Raw genomic sequence first — 11027 nt, forward strand, 5'->3', positions numbered from 1 at the left:
GGTACGGCGGGGTCCTCCCACAGCGGGGTTCGTTCTCGCCGTCTGACCTCGGCGCGCCCTTCGGCGTGCCCTGGACCGCCCTGCCAATTCTGGGAGTTCCCATGCCCCGTCGTACTACTGGCGTGCGCGCAGCGCGCCGACTCTCCGCCGTGACCGTCGCCGCCTTCGCCGTGGGCGTCGCCACCGCGGCTCCCGCATTCGCCCACGTGGAGGTCTCCGCGAAGGACGCCCGCGCGCTCGCCGCGAACGTCACGCTGCGATTCGAGGCCGAATCGGAGTCGGACTCCGCCGGTATCACCAAGCTGGAGGTGTTCCCGCCCGAAGGCATCGAGCCCGCCGACATCACCTACGCCGACGGCCCCAAGGGCTGGAAGCTGGCCCGTAAGGACACCAGCTTCATCGTCTCCGGACCGGCCGTCACGACCGGCGAGAACGCCGGGTTCTCCGTCACGGTCAAGCAGCTACCGGACGCAAAGTCGCTGGCGTTCAAGACCCTGCAGACCTACAGCGACGGCCAGATCGACCGCTGGATCGGCCTCCAGAAGAACAGCGAGAACCCCGCCCCCGTCCTGGACCTGAAGGCCGCCGTCGCCTCGGCCACCCCGACCAGCGCCAGCCCCACGGCCGTCGAGCAGCCCAGCGTCTCGGCCTCCGCCGTCGAGAGCCCGGCGACGGACGAGGCCGCCGCCGCGAAGGACGACGGTGGCTCGTTCCCCGTACTGCCGGTGACGCTCGGCGTCCTCGCGCTTGCCCTCGTGGGCGGTGGCGTGTGGTGGTGGCAGCGCCGCGGCACGGCCAGCCACTCCTGACCGGCCCAGCGGTCAGAGCTGGTCGACCAGCCACGGGCCGACGGTCAGGATGACGGCGATCGCCGCCGCCAGCGCGGCGGCGATCGCGACCGTACGGACCAGCGCATTCATGGCGTCCGTCCCTCCGCGCGCCTGCACTTCAGTAGACGCCGCGTATGAGCACCATGGCTAGAGGTAAGCCAGAGCCTGGGCGATACCGGGAGGTGGGACGCTTGGCTCGCACGGCACCCGTCGCCCTGCGGCGGCGCCCCGACGCCTTCGTGGCGGCAGCGATCCTCCTGCTCGCGGCCTGTACGGACAGCGGCGCCGGGAGATCAGCAGGGACGCCGACACCCGCCAATTCAGTCACCGCCCCGTCGGCACCGGCGGACAGCTCCGCGCCCGCCCAGCACTCCCCTTCCGTGACCGGCACCGCGCCGAGCGACCCGGCACAGGCCGAAGACCGGGTCAGGAAGAACTGGGAGGCCTTCTTCGCTTCCACGACACCGCTCGACGCCAAGGTCGCACTCGTCGAGAACGGCGAGCAGTACGCACTCATGGTGCAGGGCTTCGCCGACGACAAGCGCGCCAGTCAGTTCCGCGCGCAGGTCCACGACGTGGCCTTTGCCTCCTCAGCCGAGGCCGAGGTCACCTACGACCTGTCCCGTCAGGGCCGAGCGGTGAAGACCGGCGCCCGGGGTATGGCCGTGTCGCAGGACGGCACATGGAAGGTCTCCGTCGAGACCTTGTGCGCGTTGTCGCAGTTGGGTACCGACGTTCCCCGAGCGGCGGCCTGCCGATGACCTCAGCCGGCCGCCGTCAGGGTGGTCCGCGTGTGGCGGTGGTTCAACCGGTGTTCTCTCGCGGGTGGGTGACGGTCAGGCTGAGGGTGGGGCGAGGCGGGTGGCGTTCAGTGCCGGGCGTAGGGCCTTGGCCAGGGTGGCGCCGTCGCCGGTGGCCCAGAAGTGCATGTAGAATAGGCGGGGCTGTTCGTCGAGGCTGTGGTTGTGCAGTTCGACGATGTCGATGCCGCCCTTGCGTAGGGCCCGGATGACCTTGTTTACCTCGCCGGCGGTCATCACGAAGTCACCGTTGATCGCGGCTTTGCCGCCGCCCAGGGGCTGGAAATTGATCCCGGTGGTGATGCCCAGAGCCGGGGGTAGCACGTGCCCGTCGGCGGTGACAGTGTCCCGGCGGGCGATGGTGAACTTGTAGATGCCGCCGTCGGCGGTGCCCTTGCGTCCCAGTGTGGCGTCGATCGCGGCGGTGTCCAGGTCGACCGGCGGCTGGGTGGCCGGCGGAGGGCCGGCCGGCGGGATACCGGTGGCGGCGAGTGCCGACTTCACGCCCTTGGCGAGGGCGGCAGGGTCGCCCATGGCGTGGATATGGGTCCACCAGATCGCCGGGGACTGCTGGAGCAGGTGCTTGTGGAGGGCGGTCTGCTCAATGCCCGCCTTCTGCAGGGCGTCGGTGACCTTCGGCAGTTCGTCCTCGGTGACGACCAGGTCGCCCATGAGCATCGTGCCGTCGTGGTACTTGGCGAAGGCGGCGTAGCCGCCCAGCGACAGGCCAGGCTTGATCGTGACGCCGTGGGACACCACGGTCAGGTCCTTACGGGGCAGCGGGACCCGGTAGACGACGTTGGCTGTCAGGGTGCCGGTGCGGCCGAGGGCGTCGGCGACCGGTTTCCAGTCCGCATCTGTGGTGGGCAGCGGATCGTGCCCCCGGGCGCGGTGGCTGGTCGAGAGGTTCTGTGCGGAGGCGTGGGTGCTGTCGTCCGTGCCGGCGCCGGTGTTGCCGCCCGTGCTGCCGCACCCGGTCAATGCGAGGGCGGAAGCCGCGAGCGCGGCGAGGGCGAGCCGGACCGGGCCGGTGGAAAACCGCTGGCTGTGGATCATGAGCTTTCTCCCATGAGGGGCGCGGAACCCTACCCGCGTGAATGTAACCGTGGTTGCATGAGTCTTCCACTCATAGGAGGTTCAAAGCGCGATGGACACCAGAACTCCGTCGGTGTTCGCCCTGCAACGGGTGACCGTGCGGCGTGGCGGCGCGATGCTCCTGGACGCGGTGACCTGCCGGATCCGTACGGGCGAGTGCACGGCGCTGGTCGGGCCTTCGGGGGCGGGCAAGTCCACGCTGCTGCGGCTGCTCAACCGGTTGGCGGAGCCCAGCGGCGGGACTGTGAGCTTCCACGGCCGGCCGCTGCCGACCTGGGATGTCCTGGGGTTGCGGCGCCGGGTCAGCCGGTGCTGCTCACCGACCACGTCCTGGACGACCTGCGGGTCGGCCGACCGGACCTCGACGACGACCGGGCGGCCGAACTGCTCGAACGCGTGGGGCTGCCCGCAGCGATGATCACCCGGTCCACGGCCGGGCTGTCCGGCGGCGAGGCGCAGCGGGTCTGCCTGGCCCGGGCACTGGCGGTCGGCCCTGAGGTGCTGCTGCTGGACGAGCCGACCTCAGCACTTGACCCGGCCAGTGCGCGGGCGGTCGAGGTGACGGTCCGTGACCTGGTCACCGCGGGAATGGCCGTCGTCCTGGTCAGCCACAACAGACCACAGGCGCGGCGGATCGCCGACCGGGTACTCGTCCTGAGTGAAGGGCGGCTCGTCGCCTCCGGACCCGCCGACCAGATCGCCTACCTCAAGGAGGGGGTGTGAACCCCGCCGTCCCCACCTGGGCCGGAGTCGCCGCGTCGGTGGCCCTGGTCGTGCTTTCCGTCGCCGTGGCGTGGCAGCAGCGACTGCACCTGGCCCGGGAGATCGCCATCGCCGCGGTACGCGCCGGGGCGCAGCTGGTTGCTGTCGGCGCGATCTTGCTGTTGGTCTTCCGGCACACCGGCCTTGCCGGAGCGAGCGGCTGGCTCGCGGTCATGGTGCTCATCGCCGGCCGGGTCGCCGCCCGCCGTGCCGCCGGCCTTCCTCGCGCCCTGCCCATCGCCACCGCGGCCGCCGCGGCGGGGACAGCGGCCACCCTCGGCACGCTGCTCGCGCTCGGCGTGATCGCGACCCAGGCACGGGTCGTGATCCCCGTCGGCGGCATGGTCGTCTCCGGCGCCATGCAGGCCACCGCCCTCGTGCTCGTCCGGCTGCGGGACGAGGTCCGTTCCGCACGGCCCGCGATCGAGGCCCGCCTGGCCCTCGGCCTGCCCGCCGCCGACGCCTTCGCCCCGCATCTGCGCAGCACCCTGCGCACCGCGCTGATCCCGGCTATCGATTCCACCAAGACCGTTGGGCTGATCAGCCTGCCGGGCGCCATGACCGGTCTCATTCTCGCCGGCGTCGACCCGCTTACCGCGATCCGCTACCAGATCGTCGTGATGTACATGCTGCTCGCCGCAGCCGCCCTTGCTGCCCTGACCGCCGCCCGCCTCACCGAACGCGCCCTTTTCGACGACGCCCATCGCCTGCGTCCACTCACCGCCCAGCCCCAGGAGGCCCGCCGATGACCACGCTCCCACGGCCCCGGGTCCTGCTCGCCCTGGCTGTCGCCCTGCTCCTCGCCGCGGCCGGTGTGGTGGCCGGCGTGCTCCTGACCCGGACTCCCGAGCCGCCCCGCCTGGCCCTCCCGATGCAGCGCGTCGGCGAACTGACCCTGCCCGGCGACAACTCCCGTTTCGACTACGCCAGCCTTGACCCCGGCCGCGGCTTGCTCTTCATTGCCCACCTCGGCGCGAGCGAGGTCATCGAGGTCGACGTCCGCGCCAACCGCGTGGTGCGCACCATCACCGGCCTCCCGGGCGTCCACGGCGTCCTGGTCGTCCCCGGCCTGCACCGCGTGTACGCGACCGCGACCGGCGCCAACCAGATGGCCACCCTGGACGAGGACTCCGGTGCCGTCCTGCACCGCACCCCCACCGGCGCCTATCCGGACGGGCTGGCCTACGACCCCGTACGCGGCACGGTGTGGACCACCAACGAATCCGGCGGCTCGGAAACCGTCATCGACGCGGCCACCGGCACCGTGCGCGGCACCGTCGGCCTCGGAGGAGAGGCGGGCAACGTCGCCTACGACCCCGTCGGCAGCGGGCAGATCCTGGTCGACGTCCAGACCAGCAACGAAGTCGCGGTCATCGACCCGGTCACGCTGGCCGTCACTCGCCGGATCCCGCTGCCCGGCTGCGACCACGACCACGGCCTGGCCCTCGCCCCCGACGACCGCCTCGCCTTCATCACCTGCGACGGCAACGCCCGCCTGCTCACCCTGGACCTGGCGACGCATCGAATCGCCGGAACCGACGCCGTCGGCTCCGGCCCCGACGTCCTCACCTACGACCCAGCCGCGCACCGCCTCTACGTCGCCGCGGAATCCGGCTGGCTCACCGTTGCCGACAACCGCAACCGCCACCTGACCATCACCGGCCGCGCCCACCTCGCCGATGGCGCCCACGTCGTCGCCCTGGACCCCACCACCCACCGCACCTACTACCCCGTCCCCGACGGAACCGGCGGCCGCCCAGCCCTCCTCACCTACCAGCCGTCACCCTGAAGGCGCACCCGTTCATACGGCCGAAGTGATCCGCTGTAGGTGCCGGCCAGAACGGGCGTAGACCACCCGGTGGCCATTGGGTCGGAGCCGGGCCAGGCGTCGGGGGACCGGGGTGCGCGCGGCGCCGGCGGACTCCGGCGAGCTCGATGACATCCGCCTCACCGGTGCCGAGGGCGCGCTGCAGGTTCGGGGGGACTGGTTGGCGAGCAGGCCCAGAACCTGGTGCGGGCACGCTGCCGCCGGCTCGGCTCTGCCCCCGGTGGCAGTCATCATGCAGTGCCATCCGCGTCCCGGCGCACCGGACGTGCCCAGTGGCCCGAGGATCTCGGGAGCCGCACTTCCCGAGGGACTTCGGCAGGCACGCCAAAGCCGCGCTCTCCGAAATCATGTCCTCGGCAAGTGCCTCTCGCTTTATCCGGCCGCGGGTTATGGCCTGCCACTGCCGAAGACCCGTGCAGGACCGCAGCGGTGCCGACCGTCACGCACGTCAGTGGCCACGACGCCGTGTCTGCGTGCTCACCATCCCCGGCCGGGATCGTCGTCAGCCGGCTAGCCGGGACCCGTTCGCGCACGTCAGGACCCCCGGCCTCGATGTCGCCCTGCCGCCCCGTCCATGTTCCGCAACGACAGACCCTCACCCTCACCGCACCGCCGTTCGACAGCCTTTACTCAAGCGCGCACTGGTCCTGGCCCGGGAACACCCAGACCGGCACGGGGACGGCCGCGACACGGCGATTGAAACAGTTGTCCCGTTTCGTAGGGCATGGTTGCATTTCGGTATGTATTCGTGGCGCCTGCTGATCGGCCGACCATCGCGCGCGAATGCAGGAGACGAGGCGAGCGTGGGCATCCCTTGGCGGCACCGCCGCAGCCGTCCGTTCCGGCTCCGGGCGAGTAATCCCCCCTGCCCTTTCGGGTTGCTGACACCGGTAGGGCGCGTGGCGACGCAGGCCGCCGCTGACGAGGTCCGCGTGATCCTCGACATCTCTGGGATCCGCTCCACAACGGCCCCCTGCCCGGATGACGGTCGCGACCCGGACGGGTCAATGTGGCGCATGCAAGTACTGGTCTTCGCTCAGGACGCCGCGCGGGCGCGGCATTTGGTGGACCAGTGGACCACGCCGGTCTCTTCGATGCGAGTGGACTCCGGCCGCCGTCCGACAGCGACCCTCGCCCACGGGGACAAAACGTAGTCACCCTCGGTCGGTAGGGAGGGGGTTGTCCTACCCCAGAACAGAACTCCGCAGGAACCCGGGCTGTCGAGCGGCAGGAAGTGGGCAGGCAGAGGTCTGCGACCGCAAGGATGGATGCTGCTCCTTTGGCTCTTCGTGTTGGCGATCCTGCTGCGACCGCAACTCCACATCTCGGTGGCTGACCCCGAGGCGGCCGGTGCTTTCAGAACCCGCGCCGCCCGGTGGATCCCCGCCGCTACGAACAGGCCAGGGCTCTGGCCACCCTGGCCTCGCTGGCCGTCAATGTCGTCACCATTTGATCGGGGAAGCGTCCGGGCACCCGATCGCCGACTCGTCAGCCAGAAGGATCCGACAGCCTCGTTCGGGTGTTTCGTCACCCCGCCAACCCGACACTCCCACACAAATCCTGCGACTTGGAGCGAACCGATAGAGGATGTGGCCATGGTGACACAACCCACAGGAATCCCTTGTCGCAGCTTCGGTCGGCAGCATCATCGGCCGAGCCGAGCAGGCGGCACCTGTGCCCTCCGCGCGACGCCATCGGCATCGGCATCCTCGTCCGTACAACAAGGCCAAGAGTCATGAGGGACCGGCACACCATGTCTGCAGACCACCTGCCGTACATCACAGGGCACGAGAGCCCAGCGGTCACCACGTATGGCGGGCCCGGTCCCCGGGAGCGGCGCGCATGACCTCCCCACACGACACGCCCGCGCCGGGGGGCCGTCCGGCCGCCCAGGCGCCCAAGGGGCAGCGGCTCGCCGACTGGGCCGACGGCCGACTGGGCCTGTACGGCCTGGCCAAGGCCAATCTGCGGAAGGTTTTCCCGGACCACTGGTCCTTCATGCTGGGCGAGGTCTCCCTCTACAGCTTCATCATCATCATTCTGACCGGCGTCTACCTGACGCTGTTCTTCCACCCGAGCATGGGCGAGACGACCTACAACGGCACCTACGCGCCGCTGCAGGGCATCCGGATGTCCGAGGCCTTCGCCTCCACGATGCACATCAGCTTCGACGTGCGCGGCGGACTGCTCATGCGGCAAGTCCACCACTGGGCCGCGATCATCTTCATCGCCGCGATGTTCGTCCACATGATGCGCGTCTTCTTCACCGGCGCGTTCCGCAAGCCGCGCGAGATCAACTGGCTCTTCGGCTGGCTGCTGCTGTTCCTGGGGATGTTCGACGGCTTCCTCGGCTACTCGCTGCCCGACGACCTGCTGTCCGGTACGGGTGTGCGTTTCATGGAGGGCGCGGTCCTGTCGGTGCCGATCGTCGGCACGTACCTGTCGATGTTCATGTTCGGCGGCCAGTTCCCGGGGACGGAGTTCGTGGCGCGCTTCTTCACCGTGCACGTGCTGCTGATCCCGGGCATCATGCTGGGCCTGGTGACTGCCCATCTGTTCCTGGTCTTCTACCACAAGCACACCCAGTTCCCCGGCCCCGGCAAGACCGAGAAGAACGTCGTCGGCATGCCGCTGATGCCGGTCTACATGGCGAAGGCCGGCGGCTTCTTCTTCCTCGTCTTCGGCGTCATCGCCGCCGTTTCGGCGCTGGTGCAGGTCAACCCGATCTGGGCCTACGGTCCCTACCGGGCCGACCAGGTGTCCACCGACGCCCAGCCGGACTGGTACATGGGTTACTCCGAGGGCCTGATCCGCATCATGCCGGGCTGGGAGATCAACCTGTGGGGTCACACCCTCCAGCTGGGTGTGTTCATCCCGCTGATGGTCTTCCCGCTGGTGCTGGCCTTCATCGGGTTCTACCCCTTCTTCGAGTCCTGGGTCACCGGTGACAAGCGCGAGCACCACCTGCTCGACCGCCCGCGCAACAGGCCGGTCCGCACCGGCATCGGCACCGCCTGGCTCAGCCTCTACCTGATCCTGCTCGCCGCCGGCGGCAACGACATCGTCGCCACCCGCTTCCACCTATCGATCAACGTGATCACCTGGGTCTCCCGGATCGGCTTCTTCGTGCTGCCGGTGGTGGTCTTTCTCGCGGCCAAGCGGATCGCGCTCGGCCTCCAGCGGCGCGACCACGATAAGGTGCTGCACGGCCGCGAGACCGGCATCATCAAGCGTCTGCCCCATGGCGAGTTCACCGAGATCCACGAGCCGCTGGATCAGGGCAAGCTGTCGACGCTCACCCAGCACGAGCAGCCCCAGCCGCTCGAGCTCGCCCCCGAGGTCGACGAGAACGGCGTGGAGCGCAAAGTCGGACGCATCACCAAGCTGCGTGCCAAGCTCTCGCACGCCTACTACGGCGAGGGGGCCCAGATCCCCAAACCCACCGCCGAGCAGTACAAAGAGATCACGAGCGACCACGGCCACCACTGATCTGAGTACGGCGGGGTCGATATCGGCCAGGACGCGCCAGGCGGGGGGTGACCTGGCCGAACACCTCGCGCTGGTCGTGCAGGGGCTGCTCGCTGAGGGTGACCCAACCCCCAACGGGCGCTCCTGCGCCCACGAGGGCGCCTCCGAAGCCAACAAGCTGCGCTCATACCGTCGTCTTGCCGTCGGACGAACCAACGTAACGGCCTCACCCGGCCGACAGGGGGTACGCGCCAAAGCACGCCAGCACGTGGGCACCAGGGACATGCACCGTCCACCGACGAGCAGAACGGAGCGGGGCCCGCACCCGCCTCCGTCTCATTCGTCGTTGTACGGGACCGTCCACAGCGGTCCGCGAGACGGCCGTGACGGGGGCGAGGCCGTCGGAGAGCCGGGGCCGCGGTTCGGACCCGGAGCCGCTCGACCTGCGGGGTCAGATGGTCACGACGTTGACCGCGAGGGAGGCGATGGTGGCCAGGGCGGTGACCTGCTGGTAGCGACCGGGGTCGGCGGGCGACCGCAGGTGTGCGTACGCGCTGAGGAAGACGTAGGTGAGGACCGGTGCGAGCCAGTCGTTGGCCGAGAATCCGGGCAGGCCGTCGGCGTTGAGCTGGGACATGTTCGCCGAGGCCCGGAACAGGAACACCGACCCACCGGACAGCACAGTGGCGGCGGCGATATCGGTCCACGCGCCGCGGGGCAGCCGCCACAGGGCTGCCCCGGCCGCGAACACCGCGGTGACCGCGGCGGTCAGCAGGATGTGGAGGTTGCTGAAGGTCGGGTCGGCGGAGAGGTTCGTTGTCATCTCGTGGTCCTCGGTGGTGGAAGGGACGGCGGGGTGGTGTCAGTGCAGGAGGACGCCCAGTACTGCGGCGGCGGCCACGAAGTAGGGTTCGGGGATCTTCTTGAACCGCCACAGCAGCGCGAGGGTGACAAGCGCGATGGCGGCAGTGGTGAGGTCGGTTATGGCCTGGCGGGTGAGGACGACCACCGCGCCGCACAGGGCTCCGCCGGCGGCCGCGGTGGCGCCGGTGACGAATGCCTTGATCTGCCGGTTGTCACGGTGGCGGATGAACCAGCGACCGGGGACGACCACGCCGAGGTAGATCGGCGTGAAGATCGCGACAGTGGCGATGAGGGCGCCCAGCGGCCCGGCGACGAGGTAGCCGATGAAGGCGGCGGTGATGACGACCGGCCCGGGCGTGATCAGCCCCATGGCCACCGCGTCGAGGAACTGGGCCTGGGTCAGCCAGTGGTGCTGGGCGACCACGCCGTCGCGCAGCAGCGGCACGATGGCGAGGCCGGAGCCGAAGACCAGGGCGCCGGTCTTGAGGAAGAACAGCCCGAGCGAGACGAGCGCCCCGCCCGAGGCCAGGGTGCCGAGCGTGGTGGAGGCCAGCGGCAGTACGGCGAGGCTACGCACCCCCGAAGTGCCGGCGCTGGGCGGTTTGCGGTGGGGCCTGCGCCAGGCGGGCCGCGCGTCGAGGATGATCAGGAGGAGGCCGGCGGCGACGATGAGGTAGATGGGTTCGCGGCCGGTGAGCGCGGTGACGGCGAACACGGCGGCGCTGATGGTCCAGGTTCGCCAGTCCTTGCCGTCGGTGAGGCGGACGAGTTTGTAGGCGGCGATGGTGATGATGGCCATCACGGCGGGGGCGATGCCGTAGAAGAGGGCCTGCACGATTGGCAGCCCGGAGTAGTGGGCGTACACGGCTGCGACGGTGACGACCATGGCGAAGGAGGGGGCGATGAAGGCCAGCGCGGTGGCGGCGGCCCCCAGCGCGCCGCGTTTGAGGTAGCCGACCCACATGGCGACCTGCGCGGCCAGCGGGCCGGGCATGGTCTGGCCCAGTGCGACGCCGTCGAGGAAATCTTGCTTGCTGATCCAGCCGCGGGCTGTGACGAGGTCGCGCTGCATGTAGCCGACGACTGCGATGGGGCCGCCGAAGCCGAGCGTGCCCAGCCGCAGGAAGTACCGCAGCACGGACGCGAATCCGGGCGGGGCCGGCCCGCCGGTGTGGGGCGATTTGATGGCGTGGGTGGTCCCTTCGGCGTCGGTGGTCGCTTCGCCTTCAGGGGTGTTGGTGGTCATGCTGGTTCCCGTCCGATCACGGTGGCGCGCCGGTGGTACTCGTAGAGGCCGTCGAAGACGGGTCCGGTCAGGGTGAGGATCTCCTCGTCGCTGTGGATCATGGACAGGCCGCGCAGTACGACGTCCAGGCCGGG

General features: G+C 69.9%; 10 protein-coding genes. 7 read left to right on the forward strand and 3 right to left on the reverse strand.

Annotated features, from left to right (window positions below; all coding sequences use genetic code 11):
- On the forward strand, positions 1-809 hold an 809-nt coding region (locus tag EFK10_RS19605), incomplete at its 5' end, for a DUF1775 domain-containing protein (RefSeq protein WP_322973362.1).
- A gap of 212 nt (positions 810-1021) precedes the next feature.
- Entirely contained in the window at positions 1022-1591 is a 570-nt protein-coding gene (locus EFK10_RS19610; protein WP_127356986.1) for a hypothetical protein, read from the forward strand.
- Between the two features lie 75 nt (positions 1592-1666).
- Here EFK10_RS19610 and EFK10_RS19615 read toward each other — a convergent pair whose 3' ends face one another.
- Complete coding sequence (locus EFK10_RS19615; protein WP_127356987.1) at positions 1667-2686, reverse strand: DUF1259 domain-containing protein; 1020 nt, start codon at positions 2684-2686, stop codon at positions 1667-1669.
- Positions 2687-2777: 91 nt separating this feature from the next.
- Between EFK10_RS19615 and EFK10_RS52130 the strand changes: the two genes are divergently transcribed.
- The 5 genes from EFK10_RS52130 (at position 2778) to qcrB (ending at position 8804) form a co-directional block, all read left to right on the forward strand.
- The gene (locus EFK10_RS52130) at positions 2778-3143 is read left to right on the forward strand and encodes an ATP-binding cassette domain-containing protein (RefSeq protein ID WP_206305510.1); all 366 of its coding nucleotides are present in this window, start codon (positions 2778-2780) and stop codon (positions 3141-3143) included.
- Entirely contained in the window at positions 3035-3448 is a 414-nt protein-coding gene (locus EFK10_RS48760; protein WP_206305511.1) for an ATP-binding cassette domain-containing protein, read from the forward strand. Before EFK10_RS52130 ends, EFK10_RS48760 begins: the two co-directional genes overlap by 109 nt.
- The gene (locus EFK10_RS19625; protein ID WP_127356988.1) at positions 3445-4236 is read left to right on the forward strand and encodes an ABC transporter permease; all 792 of its coding nucleotides are present in this window, start codon (positions 3445-3447) and stop codon (positions 4234-4236) included. The genes EFK10_RS48760 and EFK10_RS19625 overlap by 4 nt, the downstream gene beginning before the upstream one ends.
- Positions 4233-5276 carry a YncE family protein gene (locus tag EFK10_RS19630; protein WP_206305512.1) on the forward strand — a complete coding sequence of 348 codons (1044 nt, stop codon included), beginning with the start codon at positions 4233-4235 and terminating at the stop codon, positions 5274-5276. Before EFK10_RS19625 ends, EFK10_RS19630 begins: the two co-directional genes overlap by 4 nt.
- A gap of 1881 nt (positions 5277-7157) precedes the next feature.
- Positions 7158-8804, forward strand: a complete 1647-nt coding sequence (qcrB, locus tag EFK10_RS19635) for a cytochrome bc1 complex cytochrome b subunit (RefSeq protein WP_127356989.1) — start codon at positions 7158-7160, stop codon at positions 8802-8804.
- A gap of 430 nt (positions 8805-9234) precedes the next feature.
- On the opposite strand, the gene EFK10_RS19640 is transcribed toward qcrB, so the two are convergent.
- Positions 9235-9606 carry a hypothetical protein gene (locus EFK10_RS19640; protein WP_127356990.1) on the reverse strand — a complete coding sequence of 124 codons (372 nt, stop codon included), beginning with the start codon at positions 9604-9606 and terminating at the stop codon, positions 9235-9237.
- 39 nt (positions 9607-9645) lie between these two features.
- Entirely contained in the window at positions 9646-10893 is a 1248-nt protein-coding gene (chrA, locus tag EFK10_RS19645) for a chromate efflux transporter (protein WP_127356991.1), read from the reverse strand.
- Positions 10894-11027: the final 134 nt, after the last annotated feature.

Origin of the sequence: Streptomyces soli, assembly GCF_003999195.1 — a bacterium.
Classification (GTDB): Bacteria; Actinomycetota; Actinomycetes; order Streptomycetales; family Streptomycetaceae; genus Actinacidiphila; species Actinacidiphila soli.

Bases quoted from the DNA above. Each gene is read 5' to 3' on its own strand.
- EFK10_RS19615 (WP_127356987.1), bottom strand. From the start codon at position 2,686: ATGATCCACAGCCAGCGGTTTTCCACCGGCCCGGTCCGGCTCGCCCTC.
- EFK10_RS19640 (WP_127356990.1), bottom strand. From the start codon at position 9,606: ATGACAACGAACCTCTCCGCCGACCCGACCTTCAGCAACCTCCACATC.
- EFK10_RS52130 (WP_206305510.1), top strand. From the start codon at position 2,778: ATGGACACCAGAACTCCGTCGGTGTTCGCCCTGCAACGGGTGACCGTG.
- qcrB (WP_127356989.1), top strand. From the start codon at position 7,158: ATGACCTCCCCACACGACACGCCCGCGCCGGGGGGCCGTCCGGCCGCC.
- EFK10_RS19630 (WP_206305512.1), top strand. From the start codon at position 4,233: ATGACCACGCTCCCACGGCCCCGGGTCCTGCTCGCCCTGGCTGTCGCC.
- chrA (WP_127356991.1), bottom strand. From the start codon at position 10,893: ATGACCACCAACACCCCTGAAGGCGAAGCGACCACCGACGCCGAAGGG.